This is a genomic window from Kordiimonas marina (assembly GCF_023006325.1).
GTDB lineage: Bacteria > Pseudomonadota > Alphaproteobacteria > Sphingomonadales > Kordiimonadaceae > Kordiimonas > Kordiimonas marina.
This window is the reverse complement of the sequence record NZ_JAINDF010000007.1, coordinates 124,724-147,147: the sequence shown is the minus strand read 5'-3', so window position 1 is coordinate 147,147 and position 22,424 is coordinate 124,724. Positions and strand designations below refer to the sequence as shown.

Annotated in this window: 21 protein-coding genes; 12 read left to right on the top strand and 9 right to left on the bottom strand. The window is 61.1% G+C overall.

Translation table 11 applies throughout. The features are described from left to right. Positions 1–103 precede the first annotated feature (103 nt). Positions 104–2,182, top strand: a complete 2,079-nt coding sequence (locus tag K6118_RS15885; RefSeq protein WP_247121471.1) for a S9 family peptidase — start codon at positions 104–106, stop codon at positions 2,180–2,182. Positions 2,183–2,304: 122 nt separating this feature from the next. On the opposite strand, the gene K6118_RS15880 is transcribed toward K6118_RS15885, so the two are convergent. The 4 genes from K6118_RS15880 to K6118_RS15865 all read right to left on the bottom strand — a co-directional run bounded on the left by K6118_RS15880 (position 2,305) and on the right by K6118_RS15865 (position 5,585). After that, the gene (locus tag K6118_RS15880; protein WP_247121470.1) at positions 2,305–2,745 is read right to left on the bottom strand and encodes a protein tyrosine phosphatase family protein; all 441 of its coding nucleotides are present in this window, start codon (positions 2,743–2,745) and stop codon (positions 2,305–2,307) included. A gap of 34 nt (positions 2,746–2,779) precedes the next feature. Continuing rightward, the gene (locus K6118_RS15875; RefSeq protein ID WP_247121469.1) at positions 2,780–3,409 is read right to left on the bottom strand and encodes a DNA-3-methyladenine glycosylase family protein; all 630 of its coding nucleotides are present in this window, start codon (positions 3,407–3,409) and stop codon (positions 2,780–2,782) included. Positions 3,410–3,428: 19 nt separating this feature from the next. Then, complete coding sequence (locus K6118_RS15870; protein ID WP_247121468.1) at positions 3,429–3,689, bottom strand: hypothetical protein; 261 nt, start codon at positions 3,687–3,689, stop codon at positions 3,429–3,431. A 183-nt stretch (positions 3,690–3,872) separates the two neighbouring features. Next, entirely contained in the window at positions 3,873–5,585 is a 1,713-nt protein-coding gene (locus K6118_RS15865; protein ID WP_247121467.1) for a serine hydrolase, read from the bottom strand. A gap of 152 nt (positions 5,586–5,737) precedes the next feature. Here K6118_RS15865 and K6118_RS15860 point away from each other — a divergent pair, with 152 nt between their 5' ends. After that, a complete protein-coding gene (locus K6118_RS15860; RefSeq protein ID WP_247121466.1) occupies positions 5,738–6,409 on the top strand; it encodes a nitroreductase family protein in 672 nt (223 codons plus the stop codon). Positions 6,410–6,415: 6 nt separating this feature from the next. On the opposite strand, the gene K6118_RS15855 is transcribed toward K6118_RS15860, so the two are convergent. Then, positions 6,416–7,267 carry a MipA/OmpV family protein gene (locus K6118_RS15855; protein WP_247121465.1) on the bottom strand — a complete coding sequence of 284 codons (852 nt, stop codon included), beginning with the start codon at positions 7,265–7,267 and terminating at the stop codon, positions 6,416–6,418. 189 nt (positions 7,268–7,456) lie between these two features. Continuing rightward, positions 7,457–8,827, bottom strand: a complete 1,371-nt coding sequence (locus K6118_RS15850; protein ID WP_247121464.1) for an MATE family efflux transporter — start codon at positions 8,825–8,827, stop codon at positions 7,457–7,459. 202 nt (positions 8,828–9,029) lie between these two features. Between K6118_RS15850 and K6118_RS15845 the strand changes: the two genes are divergently transcribed. The 7 genes from K6118_RS15845 (at position 9,030) to K6118_RS15815 (ending at position 16,243) form a co-directional block, all read left to right on the top strand. Next, complete coding sequence (locus tag K6118_RS15845; protein WP_247121463.1) at positions 9,030–10,781, top strand: OPT family oligopeptide transporter; 1,752 nt, start codon at positions 9,030–9,032, stop codon at positions 10,779–10,781. A 15-nt stretch (positions 10,782–10,796) separates the two neighbouring features. Further along, positions 10,797–11,339, top strand: a complete 543-nt coding sequence (locus tag K6118_RS15840) for a hypothetical protein (RefSeq protein WP_247121462.1) — start codon at positions 10,797–10,799, stop codon at positions 11,337–11,339. 158 nt (positions 11,340–11,497) lie between these two features. Further along, positions 11,498–11,968, top strand: a complete 471-nt coding sequence (locus K6118_RS15835; protein WP_247121461.1) for a RidA family protein — start codon at positions 11,498–11,500, stop codon at positions 11,966–11,968. Between the two features lie 78 nt (positions 11,969–12,046). Then, complete coding sequence (locus K6118_RS15830; RefSeq protein ID WP_247121460.1) at positions 12,047–13,345, top strand: Xaa-Pro dipeptidase; 1,299 nt, start codon at positions 12,047–12,049, stop codon at positions 13,343–13,345. Next, on the top strand, positions 13,342–14,625 hold the full coding sequence (locus K6118_RS15825) for a M24 family metallopeptidase (RefSeq protein WP_247121459.1): 1,284 nt from the start codon (positions 13,342–13,344) through the stop codon (positions 14,623–14,625). Before K6118_RS15830 ends, K6118_RS15825 begins: the two co-directional genes overlap by 4 nt. 429 nt (positions 14,626–15,054) lie before the next feature. Beyond that, complete coding sequence (locus K6118_RS15820) at positions 15,055–15,594, top strand: PAS domain-containing protein (RefSeq protein ID WP_247121458.1); 540 nt, start codon at positions 15,055–15,057, stop codon at positions 15,592–15,594. A gap of 82 nt (positions 15,595–15,676) precedes the next feature. Further along, positions 15,677–16,243, top strand: coding sequence for a PAS domain-containing protein (locus K6118_RS15815; protein WP_247121457.1), 567 nt, complete (start codon positions 15,677–15,679; stop codon positions 16,241–16,243). 65 nt (positions 16,244–16,308) lie between these two features. On the opposite strand, the gene K6118_RS15810 is transcribed toward K6118_RS15815, so the two are convergent. Together K6118_RS15810 and K6118_RS15805 are read right to left on the bottom strand one after the other, a co-directional pair. Next, positions 16,309–17,994 carry a dipeptidyl-peptidase 3 family protein gene (locus K6118_RS15810; protein WP_247121456.1) on the bottom strand — a complete coding sequence of 562 codons (1,686 nt, stop codon included), beginning with the start codon at positions 17,992–17,994 and terminating at the stop codon, positions 16,309–16,311. Positions 17,995–18,217: 223 nt separating this feature from the next. Further along, entirely contained in the window at positions 18,218–18,424 is a 207-nt protein-coding gene (locus K6118_RS15805) for a cold-shock protein (RefSeq protein WP_247121455.1), read from the bottom strand. A 278-nt stretch (positions 18,425–18,702) separates the two neighbouring features. Between K6118_RS15805 and K6118_RS15800 the strand changes: the two genes are divergently transcribed. Continuing rightward, a complete protein-coding gene (locus K6118_RS15800) occupies positions 18,703–19,557 on the top strand; it encodes a hypothetical protein (RefSeq protein ID WP_247121454.1) in 855 nt (284 codons plus the stop codon). Here the strand turns inward: K6118_RS15800 and mobA are convergent. Beyond that, on the bottom strand, positions 19,542–20,096 hold the full coding sequence (mobA, locus tag K6118_RS15795) for a molybdenum cofactor guanylyltransferase (RefSeq protein ID WP_247121453.1): 555 nt from the start codon (positions 20,094–20,096) through the stop codon (positions 19,542–19,544). The two genes, K6118_RS15800 and mobA, sit on opposite strands and share 16 nt — an antisense overlap. 610 nt (positions 20,097–20,706) lie before the next feature. Here mobA and K6118_RS15790 point away from each other — a divergent pair. Both K6118_RS15790 and K6118_RS15785 read left to right on the top strand, forming a co-directional pair. After that, positions 20,707–21,387, top strand: coding sequence for an RNA polymerase sigma factor (locus tag K6118_RS15790; RefSeq protein ID WP_247121452.1), 681 nt, complete (start codon positions 20,707–20,709; stop codon positions 21,385–21,387). Between the two features lie 20 nt (positions 21,388–21,407). Then, positions 21,408–22,412: a FecR family protein gene (locus K6118_RS15785; RefSeq protein ID WP_247121451.1), complete on the top strand. Its 1,005-nt coding sequence runs from the start codon at positions 21,408–21,410 to the stop codon at positions 22,410–22,412. Positions 22,413–22,424: the final 12 nt, after the last annotated feature.

Genomic DNA, 22,424 nt, shown 5'->3' with positions numbered 1-22,424 from the left:
GCGGGCCTTTTGCAAGGGAAGTCACGGTGATTTGTAGGCTTTACATTGGGGAGTGCCACGCCTACCTGTAGGGCAACCAAACATCGTTTTCAGGATTCCGAATATGCTCAAGGCCCCCGCCACCCCGCAGCCGCCCGTCGCCACCAAGAAGCCCCATGAGGTATCGCATCATGGCGAGACGGTCAGCGACCCCTACTTCTGGCTGAAGGACCCGGGCTACCCGGAGGTGACGGACGAGGAAATCCTCGGTTACCTCAGGCAAGAAAACGCTTATTTCGAATCCGTAATGAACTCAAAAAAGCCGGTGATTGACACGATTTTCGAGGAGATCAAAGGCCGGGTGAAGGAAGACGATGAAAGCGTGCCGTGGCAGGACGGGGCTTATGAATACCGCTGGGCGTTCCAGAAGGGCGCGCAGTACCGCACCTGGTACCGGCGTTCGCGCGGCCGCAACCCGTTCCGCGAAGGCGGCTGGGACGTGCTGCTCGATGAAAACAAGGAAGCCGAAGGACTGGAGTTTTTCAAGCTCGGCGCCCTGGAGGTCAGCCCCGACGGCAAGCTGATGGCCTTTTCGGCGGACGTGAACGGCTCGGAGCGCTTTACCGTCAAGGTACGCAACCTGGAAACCGGTGAGCTCTTGGCCGACACGGTCGAGGAAGCCTCGGGTGAGGTGGTGTGGACCGCGGACTCAGGCGGTTTCTTCTATGTCCATGTCTCCAAGGAATGGCGGCCTTATCTGGTGCGCTACCATGCGCTGGGCGCGAAGGCCGACCATGATGTTTATGAGGAGGCGGACACCAGCTTCTTCGTCCATATCGGCGAGACCAGCCGCAAGCGCCATCTGGTCATCCGCTCGGCCGACCATGTGACGGCGGAAAACTGGATTCTCGAGCTGGACGCGCCCAATGAGGAGCCCTACCTCCTCGCGCCACGCCGCACCGGCCATGACTATACGGTCGATGAGGGCGAGCACAGCTTTTATGTCCGCTCCAACCGCGCGCGGCAGAATTTCAGCATCTATATGGTGCCGTTCGAAAGCGAAGGCGAGGAAGAATGGGCCGCCATCCTGCACGGTGACGACCGTCACTATCTGCACGGGATGCAGGCGTTCGACGGCTTCCTCGCGGTCGAGGAACGCGTGGATGGGCTCGATCAGGTCAAGCTCCTGCGGCTTGACGGCCCGGACCGTTATATCGAGTTCCCGGAGCCTGTCTATGAGGTCGGGCTCGGCACCAATACGGAGTTCAGCCAAGATCACCTGCGGCTCGGCTATTCGAGCCTCGTCACGCCGCCGACCGTTTTCGATTATGACCTGAAGGGCCAGAAGCTGGTGGTCCGCAAGGAGCTGGAAATCCCGTCCGGCTATGACAAGAGCCAGTATGCGTCCGAGCGGCTGATGGTGACCGCGCGCGACGGCGTGCAGGTGCCGGTGAGCCTCGTCTATAAGAAGGACTGGCAGAAGGACACTGGCGCGCCCTTGCACCTGTATGGGTACGGCGCTTACGGCCTGGGCATGAGCCCGTCTTTCTCGGTCTCGCGGCTGAGCCTGATGGACCGGGGCTTCGCCTACGCCATCGCCCATATCCGCGGTGGCGACGAGCTGGGCTACGGCTGGTATGAGGCTGGCAAGCTCGAGCACCGCACCAACACCTTCAACGATTTCGTCGATGTCGCACGCTATCTGGAAGCGGAAGGCTATGCCGCTGAGGGCGGGATCAGCATCTCCGGTGGCAGCGCGGGCGGTGAGCTGATGGGCGCGGTCGTCAACCAGGCGCCGGAATTATTCAAGGGCGCGGTGCTGCATGTGCCGTTTGTCGATGTACTCAACACCATGCTCGATGCCGACCTGCCGCTGACGCCGATCGAATGGCCGGAATGGGGCAACCCGCTCGAAAGCGCGGACGCGTTCGCGACCATCAAAAGCTATTGCCCCTACAGCAATATCGAAGCCAAGGCCTACCCGCCGATGATGGTGACAGGCGGGCTCAATGACCCGCGTGTGACCTATTGGGAACCGGCGAAATGGACCGCGAAACTGCGCGCGGTTAAGGCCGACGACAATATGCTGGTGATGAAGATCAACATGGGCGCGGGCCACGGCGGCAAGTCTGGCCGCTATGAGCGCTTCCATGAGGTGGCGGAGGAATATGCCTTCGTTCTCATGTGCTTCGGCTTTGCATAAGGCTGGGCGTAGCGTGCGGCACCATTAATAACCGAACGATCGGTAGATAATAAAACGGCGCTGCCCGATGTGGGCGCGCCGTTTGCGTTCTGAAGGCTTTGGCGGGCCTTATTTCCCCCCAATTATTTCCCTAGGGAGCGGACCTGTTCCAGCGTTTGCATCATATGGCCGAGGTCATAGCCCGCGTCCTTGGCGGTCTTGAGGATGTCGTCGGTGTGCATCTCGTCCTTGAGTGCATTGGCGAGCGCCCACAGCGTGCAGGAACGGGTGCCCGACCGGCAGTAGGCCAGCACCGGGCCTTCGGCGTGCTCAAGCGCGTGCGCCATGGCTTCGACCGCATCCATGGTCACCTGGCCACCGGCGATCGGGATCGATTCCCACTTGATGCCATGCTCGGCGGCATAGGCCTGCAGGTCTTCGACCTTGGGCTGGATCATCTCTTCGCCTTCGGGGCGGTTCTTGATGATCAGCTTGATGCCGGCTTTCGCGGCGGCGTCGATGTCGGACTTGTCGATCTGCGGGGAGACCCACAGCTTGTCGGAAAGTTTCTTATATTGACTCATCACAGTCTCCTTTGATGGGATCTCTCACTTAATCTCATAGTGGCGCATTGGAATAATAATGCCAAGACAGCAGCGCAACCGAACTGCGGTACGGCCGCCAGCGCTCACCCAGCGCTTCCGCTTCCTTTTCGCCCGGCCGGTCCTCGAGCCCGACGATGCGGCCGATGCCGACCCGGACCGCCAGGTCGCCTACGGGCCAGATATCAGGTCTGCCGAGCGAAAACATCATAAACATGTGCGCGCTCCAGACACCGAGACCTTTTACCGCAGTGATGGCCTTTATGACCTCAGCGTCGTCCATGCCCGGCAGCGCGGCGATATCGAGCGTGCCATCCCCCACCGTGTCGCACAGCGAGCGCACGTAGGAGATTTTCTGGCGGCTGAGGCCGGCGGCGCGTAAAGACTCGTCATCAATCCGCATCACCGCGTCCGGCGTCGGATTGCCGTCCATCAGCGCTTCGACCCGCCCGGAAATGGTCGCCGCGGCCTTGACCGAAAGCTGCTGGCCGACGATCACGCGCAAAAACGTGGCGAAATCGCACCCGCGTTCGCGCGCGGCCGGGTAGCCGACCAGCTCAAGCGCCGCCGCCATATGGGCGTCTTGTTCCGCCAGCGTATCCAGATGCTGGCGGATCGTCTCGGTGGTCAGGCTATAGTCGCTCATCGGCGCAGGTCCCTGATTGTCAGGCGATATAATGCTCAAGCCGGGCTTCATGGATGAAGGGCTCGTGCTTGAGCCCCAATTGGATAGCACGGGCCTCGGCCTCCGCCAATCGGTTGACGATCACGGTCACGAGAAGCGTGCCGTCGGCGTGGCTATGGGTGCGGACCGCCTCAGGCGTTACCGCCCGGTCGGTGAAAGGGGCGAGGATACGTTCAACCGCATCGTCGAGATGGTCGGTGAGAATGTCGAATCTGTTCGACAGGTCAAATTGCTGTGCCATGGTGCGCAGCTCCTTCAAGCGTCAGGGTGTGGGAATGAACGGCATGAGCCCGGCGTTCCGTAGAAGCCGGGTCAATCATTCGAACCCACATTCGCTTATGCGCACCAAAACATGTCATGGCCGCGACCCTAATGAGGTGAAATTAAGAAATCAAGAGGGTGTTCCGATGGATAACGCCGAGCCTCAAGGCCCTGTGAAAGTGCCCGCCAGTCCCCAGGCGGTCAGGATGAATAAAAGCCAGATGGCGGAGACGCTGAGCGCCAGGAGATGCGGCCCGGCGAGGATGGCGCCGAGCCCGCGTTCCGGGAACAGCCCGCGCCGCCTGAAGCTGGCGGCATAAAGCGGCATGGTCATCACGAACATCAAGCCGATATTGAGCCCGGTGCGCCAGAGTGTGACCCGCCAGACGGCGTCACTGCCGTAAACATACTGCGGCCACAGCGTCCATTCCCCGTAAAGCCCGTAGGCGATAAGCCCGCTACCGATGAAGCCGAGCGCGGCCATGAAGCGCCAGGCACGGTCAGTGCGGTTGAACAGATGCAGGATGCTGGTGGCGAGGGTGATGAGGAGCCACGGCAGTGGCGTGACCAGATAGCGCGGGTCGCCGAGCTTGCCGACATGGCGGTAAAGCCGACCGCCGGTGAGCATATAGCCGCCTTGCTTGTAGGGGCTGAAGATGAGCGGGGCGCCGGTCTCGGACTGATAATAATAGGGCCCGACGGTTTTGAAGGCTTCCGTCGTTCGGCCGGGGCGGGCGAGCGCGAGGCCGTCCTCGGTTTTGCCGAGATAGGCCACGTCCGCGGCGAGCGTGCCGATGCGGTCACGGGTCCAGGCGCTGATGCGGTCGGCGCCGACATAGCGGCCGGTCGGGGTGGCCGGGTGGCGGTACTTGGCCATGGCGGCTTCGCGGTCTGAACTATCGACCGGCGGGAAGCTCTTCTGCGCGGCTTCAAGCACCGCTTTCTGGAAGGCCGCGTGCGGGCAGGCGTCGGCGGACGGGAAATGCACGAAGGCGGCGTGGGCCGATGGGAAGGCCATGATATAGGGCGCCTTCACGCAGGTACCGCCAACCGCAAGCCACGCCTGTTTACCGGCATAAAGCTTGACGGTGCCGAGCATATGTTCGGGCGCGAGCGGATGCAGGCGGAAGAAGGGCTGGGCGGTGAGGGCACGGTAGCTGGCGGCCTTCAGGTAAGGCGCGCCTGCGTGGTCTTCATTGACGATGAGAAGCCGCGCCATCCTTGCGATTAGCCCTACGCGGGCATATTGGCCGTAAATGGTGCCGAAATAGCCGGTCGCGCCCGCGCCCGTGTCGACCGCGGGGATTTTGAGCGCGTCGGCGGGCAGGCCGAGTGGGGCCAGTACTTCATCCTGCACCAGCGCACCGATCTTCTTGCCGCTGACCGTTTCCATCAGGTGGACGAGGAGCGCCCAGGCGACCGGGTCGTCGCTCGCGGCCTGGCCGGGCGTGCGTTCGGGGATCAGGAAGTTCTTGAGCGGCGCGCTTTTCACGCCTGCGTGCAGGTAAGGCCCAGGCGGCACCGCGAAGCCAGACGTATCGCTGAGGATATGGCGCAGCGTCACCGCGACCGTGAACGGGTCATCGGGCAACAGGTCCGGCAGATATTTGGCGATCGGCCTTTTCGGGTCGATAAGTCCCTTATCCACCAGGCGGAGCGCCGTCAGTGTCAGCGTCAACCGCCCGGCGTAGCCGAGCCGGTGCATCTCCGTTCCGAGCGCTTCCGGCATGACCGGCGCCTGTGCCGCATTGACATAGATCGTTTCATTTGAAACCTTATGAGCTGCAAGGATGGCCGGAATATCCACATCCGCTGCGCGCGCGCTTAAATGCGGGAGCGTGAAGGTCATGAGCAGGATGAGGATGGCGCGGTACATGGAGGACCTTGGTTTATGGTGTCAGGCAGGGTGCATGTTCTTGTAGGACATGGGCCCGGCTTTCAGCCTATAAAACATGCTTTGGCGGCTTTTGACCAGATGCTTGCGCCTTAGGCAGGGCCTGCCAATGGGGGACGAAAAGGGAGAGGGTGATGACCATCGCACAGTTTAAACCGCTGGACGGGTTTGTTCATAGAAGCGCGGATGAGATGATCGAACGGTCGGCCGCTTTTTTTGAGGACATGAAAAAACGCCGCACGATCCGCGACTTTTCCGACGCACCGGTTCCGCGGGACGTGATCGAAAATGCGATCCTGACCGCAGGGCGTGCGCCGTCGGGCGCCAACAAACAGCCCTGGCATTTCGCCGTGATCACCGACCCTGCTGTAAAGTCTCGCCTGCGCGTCGCCGCAGAAGCCGAGGAGCGGGAGTTCTACGCCGGGCGTGCGTCCGACCAGTGGCTCAAGGACCTGGAGCCCTTCGGCACCGATGCCCACAAGCCGTTCCTGGAGAAGGCCCCCTACCTGATCGCCGTGTTCCGCCAGTCCTACGGCATCGATGAAGAGACGGGCGAGCACAAGCACAATTATTATGTCCATGAAAGCGTCGGCATCGCCTGCGGTTTCCTTCTGACCGCCCTGCACCAGGCCGGGCTTGCCACGCTGACGCACACGCCGTCGCCCATGGGCTTCCTGAATGAGATTTGTGAGCGGCCGAAGAATGAGCGTCCGATCATGCTGATCGTCACCGGCTATCCGGCGGCGGGCGTGCAGGTGCCGGTGATCGACAAGAAGCCGCTCGAAGAAATCAGCAGCTGGATCTGAGGTTTGTCAGAACTGCCAGACGACAGCACCGCCGACGGTGGTGATGGTGTTTGAGCCAAATCCGCCTTCGCCGCCGGTCAAAGGGCTGTTCCCGGCGTCACCCACCAGCTTGCCCACCGAAACGAGCCCGAACAGGCGGGTATAGTCATTGACCCGGTAGACACCCAAGAGGTTGCCAGACACTTCTGAGAAGCCCGCACGCGGATGGAAGATGCTGAGGCCGACCTCGGAATTGGCGGCCTGTTCGGCGGTGACTCCGAAATTGGTCTGCATCGCCTGTTTGGAATACCATTTGGCCTTGATGCCGAAGCCCGCGGCGAAATCACCGATCTTCATGATGCCGTGGCCGACGGTGGCATTCACCGTGAAGCCCTGTCCGGCACCGAGCGACTGGCGTATGTCCAGAAAGGCCAGCATGGAGGACGTGCTGTAGCGGGCGAAGGCGCCCACCTGCAGGGTCGGTGGAATGTCTCCCATGCCGTGGAGGACCCTGTCTTTGGACTGCTTGCGCCCGAAATGCAGGTTGAGGAGCGGGCCGATTTCCCAGTGGTTTTTCTTATAGACATTATAGGTGAAGGTGGTGCCGTTCAGGCGCCAGATATCCTTGTAGCGGATATCGACGATGGGGAGCGCGCGGAACTGAAGGTCGCTTGATCCGACATATTCCGGCAGCCAACCAAGGCCGACCCCAAGGCGCGCCTGGACACCGCGCTTTTTGAGTTCGTCCGGCCACAGCACATCAAGGCCTTCCTGAACCACTTCCAGCGTGCTGGAAAAACGGTCGGTCAGGCTTTGGGCATGGGCGGTGCCGCCAAGGCTGGCGCTGAAGGGAAGGGTTGCCGGTAACAGGACCAGCACAGCGAAACGTCTGCCAAAATTTCCAACTCTGCCCAAGGTCAGTCCCCCATCACTTGGTCAACGTGGGCCGCCCGGTCCGGCGGCGTAACGATTGCTCACACGCATCAAACATAGAATAAAAGGTAAAACTAAGGCATGAATAATATCTTACCGCCACAATTAGCTAAACGCATTTATCCTGCCGCCGGTTCAGGCCATCCGGTGCGCCAGATGGCGGAAACGCGCCACCTGCAGAACCCATGACACGATCACGCCGATGGTCATGCCTTCCATCAGCCCCCTGAGGCCGTGGCCCATGGGGAAGGCCAGCCAGTAACAGGCGGGCAGCATGACAAAGGTGAAGGCGATCGCCTGCAAGGCGGTCGGCCACCAGGTTTCCTTGAGGCCCCGAAGCGCCATGGAGACCACCATCTGCGAGGCATCGAACACCATGCCGATGGTGTAGACGATGGCGAACGGCAGCAGCAGGTCGACCACGCGCAGGTCCTTGGTGAAGATGCCCAGAAGCGGTGCGGTATAGAGGTAAATCAGCACGGCGAAGGCGCCGGTGATCATGAAATTGAGGAAGATGCCCGAAAGCCCGGCCAGCGCGGTGTCCGCCTTGTCTTCGCGGGAGAAGGCGATGCCGACGCGCACGCTGGTCGCGACCCCGATACCGATCGAGATCATCAAGGGTACGCCCAGCACCTGATAGACCACGCCGTGGGCGGCAAGCGGTATGGTGCCAAGCCAGCCCGCGAAAATCGCCAGCGCGGAGAAAGCCAGCACTTCGGCGGCGAGCGATACGGCGGAGGCATAGCCCATCTGGCGCTGGTCCGCCCATTCCCGCCAATGCTGGCCGTGGGGTTCGCGCACGCCGTACGGCTTCATGCTCGGCGCCCACCAGACATAGGCGAGGGCCGCGAACGCCATGAACCAGCGCACGCCGGTCGACGCCCAGGCCGAGCCCGCGGCGCCCATTTCCGGGAACGGGCCGACGCCGAAGATCAGCACATAGTCGAGCACGATATTGACGAGGTTGGCCACCAGCATCAGGTAGAAGCCGACGTCGGCGCGCTTGATGCCTTCAAGGAACATGGTGCAGCAGACGAACAGCATATGGCCGGGCAGGCCGAGCGCGAGGATGCGGATCAGCCGCCCGCTCGCCGCCGCCTTTTCAGGCGTCTGCCCCAGAAGCGTCAGCCAGTAATCCGCGGGCCAGGCGATCGCGAGCAGGAACAGCCCGACCACCAGCGTGAAGGGCAGCGTGCGGCGCCAGACCTTACCGGCCGCGCGCATGTCATCGGCGCCCATCGCGGCGGCGACATAAACGGTGATACCGCCCAGAAGCCCGAGCCCGACCACCAGCGCGAACATGATGACCGACTGGTTGGCGAGGTTGAGCCACGCCAGATGCTTGGTGGCATAGTGGCCGACCAGCGCCGTGTCCGTCATGCTGAGGCCGAGAATGCCGATACGCATCATCACCGCCGGCAGTGCAAGACGCGCCAGTTCGCTGAAGTGACGCTTCAGCCGTTCCCGGAGCCACGTCGGGCTGATGGTGGTGTTCTTCTCGGTCATTGGGGCGCTGCCTAATGGTTTTCTATACGTCGCACTCACGGCGATATTGTGCTACTGCTAGGCCAGTTCCCGGGCGCTGGCAAGCAAATGCTTCAGGGGTAGCGCCCCAGGGTGTGACACTGGCTGTGACACTGGCTTTGACGCTGGGGTTTCGTCACGCAAAAAAGATACTGTTGAAGACTATTTTCTGGGGGAGAAGAAAGTGTCCGAACAAACGGCAACTCAAGCCGAAAGCCTCGGGGGGCCGCTCACGCGCGGCGCCTATCCTGAACTGACCTGGTATGCGCTGATCGTCGGCTGGATCCTCGGTATCCTGATCGCCATTTCCATCGGTTTCGCGGCTTTGAAACTCGGTTTCTCGATCGAGGGGTCGGAGCTCGCCGCCATCCTCGGTTTCGGCATCCTGCGCGGTATCCTCAGGCGAAGGTCCATCGTTGAAAACAACGTGGTGCAGACGGTGGCGAGCGCGGTCAACGGCGCGTCCTCGGGCATGATGTTCTCCGTCCCCGCCATTTTCATCCTCGGCTACAGCCACGCCTTCAACCCGGTGGTGCTGACCTTCGGCGCCATCGCGGGCGCGGTGCTCGGCATCGCCTTCATCATTCCTTTGAGGAAGCAGATGATCGATTTCGAGCGCCTCACCTACCCGGGCGGGGTTGCTGTGGCGACGATCCTCAAGTCCCCCGGCGCGGGCATTGAAAAAGCCAAGCTTCTGCTGATTGCCATGCTCATCTCCGGCCTTGTGCATATGCTCAGCCTGTCGTCGGGCACGGAATATTACGACCTGTTCTCAAGGCTCGGGCTGCCCCCCTACCTCAACGGTATCTGGTATCTGTCCCTGATGACCATCGGGGTCGGCTATATCGCCGGGCGCGGCGGTGTCGCCTTCATCATCGGCGGTTATGTCTGCTACTGGTTCCTCGCGCCCATGCTGTCAGCCACCGACCTGTTCCCGGTGGTGGGCGGCCATATGGTCAGCGACCCCGGCGCGCTCAGGCTGATGCTGTTCCGGCCCGTGGGTATCGGGATGCTGATCGGCGGGGCGGTGGTCGGCGTGCTGTTCGCGCTGCCGCTCATCCGTTCGGCCATCGGCTCGATGCAGCAGTCGGCCAAGGTGCAAAGCACCGGGCTCAGCGACGAAATGCCGATCAAGCTGCTCTATATCGCCATCGCGGGCGCGGCTGTGCTGCTCACTGTCATGGCGATCACTTCGGCCAGCGAGGTCGGGCTGGTGCGCGGGCTGATGATGGCTGTCCTCGGCACGCTGTGGATCTGGATGGCGGGGATCATCCTCTCGGAAGCCATCGGCCGCACCAACTGGTCGCCGCTTTCGGGCATGACGCTGATCGCTGTCACGCTCCTGATCATCATCACCCAAAGCTTCGGCGGCATGGACAAGGCTCCGGCCATTGTCGCCGCCATCACCGTGGGTGCGGCTACCTGTGTGGCGATGAGCCAGGCGACCGACCTGATGCTCGACCTCAAGACCGGCTATCTGGTCGGTGCGACGCCGAGGCGGCAGCAGCTCGGCCAGTTCATGGGCGCGTGGCTCGGCCCGATCGTGGTGATCATCCTCGTCTTCGTGCTCGATAAGGCTTACGGCCTTGGCTCCGACCAGCTGCCCGCGCCGCAGGGCCAGGCGCTGGCCTCGATGGTCAGCGGCATCATGGGCGGCGATGTGCCGACGCAGAAATATGTCGCAGGCGCACTTCTGGGCGCGCTCCTGTCCGCGCTTCAGGGCGGGCTCGGCATCACTGTCGGGCTCGGCTTCTACCTGCCGTTCAATGTGGTGCTGACCTATTCGCTCGGCACGCTCGCGCGCGAAATCACGGACCGCAAGATGGGCCGGGGCTGGTCGGAAAACAAAGGCATTCCGATTGCGGCGGGGCTGATCGTCGGTGAGGCACTGGTGGGTGTCGGCTTCGCGGTCCATGCCATCTGGTCGTCACTTTAAAGGGAGGGAAGAATCATGATGAACAAGCTTGCCAAATTCCTGGTGGTCGCCGCGTTTCTCGCCGGTGCTTTCCTCGCGTCGCTCGACCCCCTCAAGATCGACTGGTTTACCTTCGTGCCGGTGGTGCTGGCCGGGGTCGTCGGCATCATTCTGGTCAAATACCAGGAAAGCCTCCATGCACGCTCGGACGAACGGCTCGCCGGGCACCGCAAGGACCTGGAGGAAAGCCTCGGCAATATCCTGCATAACCTGGAGGAGCTTGAAGGCCGCAAGGACAAGGTGCCGACCTATGAGATGCGCTTCGAGATCGACCGGCTGCTCAGGGATGACCTGGACCGGTTCGCCGACGCCCGCGACAGCATGAAGCATCTGTTCGACCTCAAAACCTTTGCCGACATCATGTCGAGCTTCGCGGCGGGGGAGCGCTACATCAACCGGGTCTGGTCGGCCTCGACCGACGGCTATGTCGACGAGGTGCTGACCTATGTCGAAAAGGCGCTCGGCCAGTTCCGGCAGGCACGGATCGATTTTGAAAAGGCGATGGCCGCGCGCGGCTGAGGCGCATCCCCATCAAGACACAGCGGGCGGTCCTTCGGGGCCGCCTTTTTTATGGGCGGCGCGTCCGTCGCGCTTTTGGCACGGCCCGCCGCAGCGCGGTTGTAGGCTTTCCTGCGCCCCGGCAGGCTTGGGGCCATAAGTCCTAACGGGAGAAACTCATGAAAAAGATTCTGACCGGCCTTATGGCAGCGACCCTCATCTCCACCTCAGCCCTGGCCGAAAGCGCCCGGGACCGCGCCCAGACCGTGGTGCCCAAAGCATGGAAGGACAGCTACAAGGAATGGCATTATGCCCCTGCGGTGAAGGTGGACGGGCGCATCTATGTCTCCGGCGTCGCGGTCGTGCCCGAGCACGGCGACTATGCCGCCGCCTACCGTAACGCCTGGCACAAGATCGGGGAAATCCTCCGGGCTTCCGGCGCCAGCCTCGATGATGTGGTCGAGATCGTCAGCTATCACACAAATTTGAAGGCGCAACTGCCGGAGTTCGGCCGGGTGAAGGATGAATTCATCCGCGCGCCTTATCCGGCCTGGACCGCCGTGGGCGTCAGCGAACTGGCGATGCCGGGTGAGGTGGCCGAAATCCGCGTTGTCGCGCACGCAGGCGGCATCCACGACCTGACGGGTTAAGCTGGTCCGGATGGACAGAAGGGGCCTTTCGCCCTACCTTCTCGCTTCTGGAGAAAGTTTACAGGAGCGGGGAGCCCCATGCGTTTCATTTCAAAACTGGCTGCGACAGCGGCCGCCATCACGGCCCTGACCGCCACGGCATTCGCGGGCGACATTTACATCACCGCCGACGCCATGATCGACACGGTCGCCGGCAAGCGGATCGAGAAGCCCGCGATCATCGTGCGCGACCACCGTATCGTCGCGGTCGGCAAACAGGGGCGGCTTGAAGCCCCCCAGGATGCCGAGGTCGTCAACCTGAAGGGCATGACCATCATGCCCGGCTTCATGGACATGCATGTGCACCTGACCGCCAATGCTGAAGGGTCCTATGTGGATGAGCTGAGCGAGTCCATCCCGCGCGCGACCGTGATCGGGGTCCGGAACGCCAAGCGTGAGCTGATGGCTGGCTTCACCACGGTGCGGGATGTCGGCGATACCGATTATGCTTCCGTCGCGATCCGTGACGGCATTAATGCGGGCGACGTGATCGGCCCGCGCGTCTTCGCCTCCGGCCCGGCCATGGGCATCACCGGCGGCCACTGCGATAACAATGTCTATCCGCCCGAAATGCACTATCGCGGTGAAGGCGTGGCCGACGGCCCGTGGGCGGCGCGCCGTCTGGTGCGTGAGCATTTTAAATATGGCGCCGACCTCATCAAGGTCTGCGCGACCGGTGGCGTTTTCTCGAAGGGCGACGCCGTGGGCGAGCAGCAATATACGCTTGAGGAAATGAAGGCGATCGTCGATGAAGCGCACCGCCGCGGCTATACGGTTGCTGCCCACGCGCACGGCGCGGACGGCATCAAAGCCGCCATTGTCGCCGGCATCGATTCGATCGAACACGCCAGCCTCGCCGACGATGAAGCTGACGCGCTCGCCAAGAAATACGGCGCCGTCTTCTCGATGGATATCTATAACACCGACTATACCCAGGCCACCGGCAAGGAACGCGGCATTCCGGAAGAAAACCTCGCCAAGGACCGTTCCATCGCCCAGGACCAGCGCGACAATTTCCGCCGCGCGGTCAAGGCCGGGGTGACCATGGTGTTCGGCTCGGACGCCGGTGTCTACCCGCACGGGATGAACGCCAAGCAGTTCAAGATCATGGTCGAATACGGCATGACCCCGATGCAGGCCCTGCAGGCGGCCACGGTCAATTCCGCCAAGCTTCTGAAGCATGAGAATGAGCTGGGCGCGATCCGTGAAGGTTATTATGCCGACATGGTGGCGGTGAAGGGTGACCCGCTTAAAGACATCACCCGCACCGAGCATGTCGCCTTCATCATGAAGGACGGCACCATCTATAAAGGTCCCGGTAAGGAGGTGCAGGAATGAGCGTCAGCAAACGCGATTTCCTGAAGCTTGCAGGGGCGACTGCGGCAGGGGCTGCCTTCATGGCTGCCCCCAGCCGCGGCGCCAGCGCATCAGAGCCTGCGCTGAAGCCCATCACCGGGGACGCCAAGCCGATCAGCCGGGAAGAACGGCTGGCCCGCGTCGCCAAGGCACAGAGGCTGATGGCGGAGAAGGGCATCGACGCCATCCTCCTCGAGCCCGGCTCGGCCATGCTCTATTTCACCGGCATCAGCTGGTGGCGGAGCGAACGGCTGACGGCGGTGGTCATCCCGCGCGTGGGCGAGATCGGCGTGGTCACACCCTTCTTCGAGGAACCGAGTGTCCGCGAAAGCATGACGTTCGGCGACGATGTCCGCACCTGGAACGAACATGAAAACCCGTTCGACCGTGTCGCCGGTATCCTGAAGGACCGGGGGCTCAAGGGCGGCAAGATCGGCCTTGAGCATACGGTGCGCTATTTCGTCGTCGACGGGCTCAAGAAGGTGGCGCCGAATTTCGAGATCGTCTCCGCCGACCCGGTCACGCTCGGCTGCCGCATGTTCAAATCAGCGGCTGAGCTGGATCTCATGCGTACGGCGAGCGATGTGACGCTGACGGCCTATGCCCATGTCTGGGGTAAGCTGGAAGCGGGCATGACCAACCATGATATCGCGGCCCTGATGCGGGATGCTCAGGGTGCCTTGGGCGGCCAGGATATCTGGACGCTGATCCTGCTTGGGGAAGCCAGTGCTTACCCGCACGGCAGCCACAAGCCGCAGGTGCTGAAGGAAGGCGACATCGTGCTGATGGATTGCGGCTGCGCGGTTCATGGTTACCAGTCCGACATTTCACGCACCTTCGTCTTTGGTGCGCCCACCAAGCACCAGTGCGATGTCTGGAACACGGTTCACCGCGGCCAGCAGGTTGCGTTTGAGACCGCGCAACTGGGCACGGAAGCGGGCAAGGTGGATGACGCGGTCCGGGCGTATTATGAAAGCCTCGGCTACGGCCCCGGCTACAAGACGCCGGGCCTCAGCCACCGCACCGGCCACGGCATCGGCATGGATGGGCATGAAAGCGTCAATTTCGTCCACGGTGAAAAAACCAAGCTTCAGCCCGGCATGTGCTTCTCGGACGAACCGGGGATTTATATCTTCGGAGACTTCGGCGTGCGGCTGGAGGACTGTATCCACCTGACCGAAGCTGGGCCGCACTGGTTCACCGAACCACCCAAAAGCCTTGAAGACCCGATCGGCAAGCTGGGGCCCATAATCGGAACCTGACCCATTTACCTAAATTTTTTCTAGGTAGGCAGGGAACGGACCCCGTGGCACTCTGATGCCAGTCGACTGGTGATCGGCAAATTTGGGGCGTGTCTTCGATGGGGGAGACATGTCCCTCTTTTTCTGCCCCGGATGGCTCCCGGGCACCTACGGGGGACACTCTCAGATACCCTGTGAATGGAAACGGCGCCGGATACCAAGCCCCGGCGCCGTTTTCTATTGTCTAAAGCCTTATTCCGCAGGCTGAGTGAGCGGTGCCGCCTTTTTGTATGGTCAGCGCCTCCCGGGGCCGGGTCAATGAAAAATCCGTCGAGGCGGTCAATCGGCGCGATAAACCGCATAGTTGAAATGATTGCTCACGGTCGCTTCCGGGCGACAGGGGGCTGATCTGGTGGTATAGTTAAGGGCCATGGAAAGGATGGCCCGCTTATGACCCTGTCGCCTTTCAATCGCCTGAGCGCCGAACCCGGCCGGGCGGGTCTGGATTTGCCAGACTTCAGCATTTTCGATGCGGAAGACCTGCGCCGGGACGACCGGGAAATTGATACCCTTCTCAGCTATTTCGAGGCCCGCACCGAAGGCAAACGTTTGCCGAAGCGCGCCGATGTCGACCCGGCCAAGCTGAAGGCTTTCCTGCCGGATATCTGTATTCACCGCGCCCTATATGGTGAAGACGGGACCCTCAAGGACATTGTTGTCCAGCTCATTGGCACCGAAGTCGCCAGCTTCTACGGCGAGATGACCGGCAAGAGCGTGCGGGAACATCCGGCGCCCGAAGTGGCGCAGCGGATTTTCATCTCCGGCCAGACCTGCATCGACCGCAGGCGGCCGATCGTGGCGATTGCGAAGGCGCTTTCGAGCAAGAAGAACCATTTGCAGGTCAATATCCTCTATATCCCGCTGTCTGAAGACGGTGAGCAGATCGACCGGTTGTTCCTGCTTGTCAGGGTGCGGGGGCGGGGGCTTTGATGGTAACCGAGGAGGGGATGCGGCAGGTTGATTTTCAGCCAGTGAGCGGCGATCATGTTGTGCAATGGCGTGGGAGAAATGTGTGACGGATGACATTGGGGCAGAGCGGCTTCAAACGATCCCGCAGTTCCGGGATATCATCGCCTTCTGGCAACAGAAGCGGAATGAGCTCGGTGGCGCGCTGCCGTCCCGGGCCGAGCTGAAGCCTGCTGAACTGGTGTCCTTCCTGCGCTGGACCTTCCTGGCGGAAAGCCGGGGTCCGGAAGACCTGACGGTGGTTCTGTCCGCCACCATTATTGATGAAAAGCTGGGCCATAACCTTGGCGGCACCAATATGTACGGCTTTTACGAACAGGCGGCCAAGCCGATGTATCAGCAGTTTTTCGCGCCCATCCTCGCCGGGGAAAAAGGCGGCTTCAGCGACCGGATCATCCAGGGCAACCGCAACGAGATGGCACAATATGAAGTGCTGTATCTGCCGCTCAGGACCCGTGCGGGCGACCCCGGCGCCGTCATTGGCACCGTGCATTGGACGCCCCGTGATGAACTTGGCCATGCGGAGGATCTGGCGGCTAAGCGCTTCTCCCGCATCAATGACCTCAGCTATGTCGACCTTGAAAGGTTCGATCTGACGCCGTTTCCAGTTTAGGCCTGGCCTGGGGAATGAAAAGGGCGCCGGTTGGGGCGCCCTTCGTGTGTCTATGGCCGGCTTTCTTAAAGCTTCTCAGGATAGACCGGCTGGATATCGACCGGGATTTTGCCGGTGCGCGCAATCGCGGCGCGCTCGGACGCATCCAGGTGGGCATATTTGGCGAGGAAGGCTTTCACGCCGTCATAATCACCATTGCCCTGCAGGATAACAATGTCATGCACCAGGTCGGTAATGGCTTTTTCCATCTTGTCGAAATTGACCTTATAGAGGCCGGTTTTCGGGTCGACCGAATAGGCGCCATGCTCCTTGAAGTAGCTGAGCTGGAACGCCGCCCCCTGGCCGTGCGCTTCATCGATGCCGAAGCGGATGGAGCGGAACAGGCCGGTGAAATAGGTGGCGAGCAGATTGTCGCGCTCGGCCATCGGCAGCTCGCCCTTTTTCATCAGGAACAGGATGTTATAGGCGCCCATGACGTCGGCTTTGCCTTCTTCAAGGCCGCTCGCCAGTTCCTTCAGTTCGGCGTTGACCGTGGTCTTGACGCCGTTCTTCATGATGGTGCCCGGGCCCAGGCTGTGGCTCAGCTCGTGGAACAGGGTCTCGAGGCCCATATATTTGGCCTTCAGATATTTCATCTGCGCGGGCACCAGGATGTGCGAGGCCATCGGCGACAGGATCAGCTTGAACTTGGCGTCGAGCACGTTGTTCAGAAGCACCTTCTTGGCACCCTTGGCTTCGCGCACGCGTTCGTCGTTCGGCAGGTTGAAGGCGATGGTCTGCACGCCCGGCACGTTATCGCCGCCACCATGGACCTGGTAGGTCACGGCGATGGGGCTTGCGAACCCGCGCTTGAAGTTCTTGTAAGTATCCGGCACCGGCAGGTTGCCTTCCATGTCGCGCAGATACTTTTTGTAGCGGGCGACGGCGGCGCTTTCTTCCGGGTTCTTGATGGTGACGAAGGATTCGAACGCGGCCTTATAGCCATAGAGGCCGTCGGTATAGACCTCATACGGGCCGATGGCGACTTCGATCGGCGTGTCCTTCAGGTCCATCCAGGCCAGTTCCGACTTGAAATAATCGTCGGTCAGGAAGGCATCGGCGCGCTCGGACAGGAACGTCTTCAGGCTCGGGTTCTTGGTGATGGCGGCGGCTTCCTTCAGAAGCTTGGCCGCGGGCTCCAGCCACTGGCGGTAATAGATGTGATAGGGGATGGCGACCAGCTTGTCGCCGTCGCGGCGGATCACGGTATAGAGGCTGGTGAAAGCCTCCTTGTCTTCAGGGTGCGCCTTGATCCAGTGTTCAAACTCGGCTTTGGTCATGTCCTCGGGGTAGAAGCCCGCGCCGACCGGCTCACGCTTGGTGCCGAAGAAGGGGTGACCGCCGTCGATGGTGTCCCACGGGCCGAAATGCAGGTCGAACATGTCGAGCAGGATTTTCTTGTCCGGCCGATTGGAATTGGCGATCTCTTCCCGGATTTTCGGGTTTTCCGCGCTGCGCTGGCGCAGGTAGATCTCCGACATCAGGTTCGACGCCTGGATAAGCTTGTTAACGACGGCTTTTTGTTCGGCGCTCAGGAAGCTGGTGTCGACCGGCATGTCGATGCGGGCGATCTTGGCGCGCTGCGCCTTGATGTCGTAGCTTTCCTTGTGCGCGGCGGCGGCATGGTCTGCAGCCTGTGCTGCGGGCGCCAGAGGCTGGCCCGTCATGGCCATCAGGGCGGCTGCCGCGATGCCAAGCGTGAATTTAGACATGATTGTTCCCCATTATATTGCCGGTTTCCGGCTCTTTATTGGTGGATCTTATGTAACGGAGGCCAGGGCCTTAAGGCAAGGTCGCTGTGTCCGTGGCATACTGGAGACGGGGTTTCGGGGTGGTTTGCGGACGGCCAGGAAATGTCCCAGCCAAAAATATAGGGGCGGAAAACCGCCCCTACTGCGTCTGAAAGGCCAGGGTTACTACCCGGCGCGCAGCAGCTTAGCGCAGCGCGATGTTACCAGCCGACATGCGGCCACGGCGGTCTTCTACGAGTTCGTAGGTAACTTCCTGGTTATCAGCCAGGGTTTCGAGACCAGCGCGCTGAAGAGCCGAGATGTGCACGAAGATGTCATCGCCGCCTTCTTCCGGCTTGATGAAACCATAGCCTTTGGTGGTGTTGAACCATTTTACGGTACCGTTTGCCATTGTAGGGCTCCCTTAAGTAGCGAAGTCATGAATGGTCACGGGTGTTGTTACCAGTTCAAACCAAGTCAGAGCAGTCGCAGTCCGCAAGTCCAGTGAGCGGCAACCCCTGCCACCACCCTTGCAAAATTAACAATAAATCAGCTTTGGCCGGAGTCCAGTGGAATCGAGGGATTCTGTACGATTTCCGCCAACTGTTGCACTGCCGCACAGGTGTGGTGAATGTTTGTAAACTTTTGTTTCGTAGACTGGAGCCAGAGGAAGTCCCTGGGGAGGATGGCATGCAGAGACGGTCCCTGGTCCTGGCTTTACTGTCGCTTGTTTTGGCGGCAGGGGGTGCTGCACGGGCCGAGGTCAAGTTTCTGACCCATTCCCTGAACAACTCCACCTACATCAGTTCGGGCGGCATGCTGCGCGGAAAACCGCATACCGGCCGCCGGGCTTTCTATGTCGAGGTGGTGATGGCGATGATGCAGGCGCGCGGTGCCGTCAGCCGGATCGAGGAGGTGCCCTTAAGCCGGGGGCTGTTCCTGGTCGGGCGTGAGAAAAACTTCGCGCTTTTCAACATCATCAAGAACCGTGACAGGATCGGCCGCTTCAAATGGGTCGGCCCGATCAGCGTGTTCCCGACCTATTTTTATGAGCATATCGACGCGCCGACCGGCGTGCGCTCGATCGAGGACGCCAAGAAGGTGCCGTCGATCTGCGTTCTCCGCGGCAACAACCTGGAACAGAACCTGCGGGACAAGGGCTTCACCAATATCTTCCTCGCCAACAGCAACGATTCGTGCGTGCACCTTCTGGGCTATCGCCGGGTTTCCCTGATCCCGGAAAGCCGCTACCCCTGGTTCATGAATGATCCGGTCCTGTCCCGGATTCTGGTGCGCACGCCCGTGGTGCTGTCGATCGACGAAGGTTATGTCGCCTTCTCCCCCAATGTGGCGGATACGGAAATCGCCGCCTGGCAAAAGGCGCTCGATACCATCAAGAAAAACGGCCGCTATGAGTCGATCGTCAACACCTTCCTGATTTCGTCGAAGGATGCGAAAGCGGAAACCTTCAAGGTCCCCGCCGAAAAGAAGCCGCGCCTCGGCCATGACGCCTGGGCACCGGAACAGCCCTATTCTTCCGACTGAGCCACCCCGGCCTCCGCAAGCGCCGCAAGATCATCCGGGGTGTTGATATTGATGAAATCATCCGCCCGCCCGGGCGGCACCGGGACCGTTTTCACCTGAAGGGCGGAGAGAAGGTCCCTGACCCGGACGACGGAGCCCAGGGGCTTGTCCGCGGCGAAGGCGGTGAAGGGCAGGGGGAAGCCCGCATAGACCGCGGCCCCCTCGGCAATCAGTGGGGTAAGGGTCTCAGCTCTAAGCCCCGGCATGTCGACCGGGATAACCACCACCTGCCCGGCGTCGGGATGTGTTTGCAGCCAGTCTGCCACCGCGGCGGCCGGTCCGGCGAAGGGGGTGCTGTCCACGGCCCCTGACGGGTGGTCCGGGCGGCCCAGGATGACGACCCGTTCGGCACCCACTGCCTTCAAAAGCCGTTCGGCGCGGGCGAGCAGTGTTTCGCCTTCAAAGCTCAGGAGCGCCTTGTCATGGCCCATGCGGCTGCTTCTGCCGCCGGCGAGGATCAGGCCGGTCAGCGGGCGGTGTTTCAGGGGGGGCCTTCTCATAGCGCTTTCAGGGTCATTGACAGTGTCCGGTATGGTGGCTGACGTTTATCCATAGCAGCATACGTCAGCGGGGCGGGGGAAGGCAAAAGAAGCGCGGTCCCTGAATGAGTCGTGCCCAGGGTCGGCGCCAGGGGTTGGCCAGGGGGGTGGCCAGGGGTTTGGCCGGTGGGGGCGAGTCTCTGATCTTAATCCGAAGGTTTATAACTTAATGCTTAGAATCCGGGTTCATGGATGATGGTTTAAAGCATAGGATGTGGAAAAAACAAAGTTTAGGAAGAAATGTTGCTTATTTGCAACTGGGTGAAAGGATAGAAAAATAAAGCAATTATCTTGCTTATTTTGCAAAATCTTTTTCTTTATGTAAGGATTATTTGGGCTTTTCAGACAAAAAAGCAGCCGGAGTAAGTAAAAACCCGCTCCGCTGCCAAGGTAAAAACATGAGAGAAACCACAAAGTGTGTTTCCGACCTTAAGACAATCCTGCCCGCACGGTCCCTCATGTTTTTTTTGTTGCTGTGTTCGCCCGTGCGGACATATCACCAAAGGGTAGGGCCCTTTATCTGCAATCCGTGCAGGTGAGGGATGGGTAAGGATAACGGATAGGGATCTGTTTGTTTCGACAAGCACCACATATCAGGCTGATTGCGGGCAAGGCTGACGGCCTGACGCATGAGAGCCACGAAGATGGTGATGTCAGCCTGCTGCCGGAGCCGGAATACCGGGCCAATGTGCGGCAGGTCGAAAAGGCGATCAAGTCTCACCACAGTCTCCTGCTCAACTGGCTGGCCAAAAGGCTTGGCAACAGCTCCGACGCTGCCGATGTGGCGCAGGATGTTTACATCCGCATCTACCGGTATGCGCGCACCGAATGGGTGGAGAACCCGCAGGCGCTGCTGTTCAAGACAGCGGCCAACCTGGCGATCAATGAGCTGAAACGCCAGAGCCGGGTGTTGCAGCGCCAGGTGACGACGGCGGACGACGCGGTGGCCGATGTGGTGTCGGAAATCGTGGCGGACGGGCCGACACCAGAAGAGGCGATGCGCCAGAAACAGGACGCTCACGCGCTCGTGGATGCGATCCGGCAGCTGCCGGAAAAGCCACGGGCCGCCTTTATCAAGAACCGCTTCGAGGGAAAGACCTACGGGGACATAGCGGTTGAAATGTCGGTGTCTGAGAGCACCGTCGAAAAATATATGATGGACGCACTGCGGCGACTGAGGGGGCGCCTTGTACGGACATCAGCATCAACAGTTCTACCGATGCCGCGGCGGGGCCGCCGGGGCAAAGGGTGAGAGAAGTAAGGCTTGGAACCATGATGGCGATGAATGGACATCAGGATAAGGATACGCACTCGACCCGATGGGTCGCGCGGATGCTGTCCGGCACCATGACCGTTGAGGAGACGGCAGCGTATGACCGCTGGCGTGACGAGGATGAGGCGAACGCAAGCTCGGCCGACAGCCTGTGGGATATGGTCGACAGCCTCGATGCCGTTGGCGAACAGGCGCTTGAGGAAGAAATGGTCCGTGACCTTGAAGCCGCGACCGACGCCCACAAAAGGCGTCGCCGTTTCATGGGCATTTCCGCCATCGCAGCCGGGTTCGCGGCTGTCGCGGTTATCGGTGCCACGCTTTGGATGCAGGTGCCCAAACCGGCGCAGTATGAAACCCAGAAAGGTCAGCGCACCACGGTCTATCTCGCCGATGGCAGCGTCATGCAGCTCAATACCGATACCAAGGTTTCGGTGATGGTGAATGACAGCCGCCGGGAGATAACCCTCGAGCGCGGGGAAGCTTTCTTCTCGGTCAAGCATGACGAAAAGCATCCCTTCCTGGTTTATGCGGGCGATACCAAGGTGCAGGACCTTGGCACCAAATTCAGCGTGCGCATGGGGGCCTCCTCCAACCTGATCAGCGTGCTGTCGGGGCTGGTGTCCGTCAGCCAGCGGCAGGAAAACAACAACAACACACGGCCGCAGGAGCTGGCGCTTCTGCGCCCGGGTGAGCAGGCCGTCTATACCGCCGCCACCCATTCTGCCACTGTCGCGACGTTCGACCCCGACCGGGCTTTCGCCTGGCGCAAGGGCAAGGCCCGCTACAAGCAGACGCCGCTGGCCGATGTGGTGGAGGACCTGAACCGTTATTTCAAAGCGCCGCTTGAGATTGCCGATTCCGACCTGCGGACCCTGCCTGTGACCGGAACCTTCTCCGTGAACGATCAAGGTGCCGTGGTTGATGCGCTCGAATCCGCCTTCTCGCTGATGGCCGTTCGCCGGTCCGATGGTGTGATCTTGCTTTACGCACAGCAAAATCGCTAAAACGGATCAGAC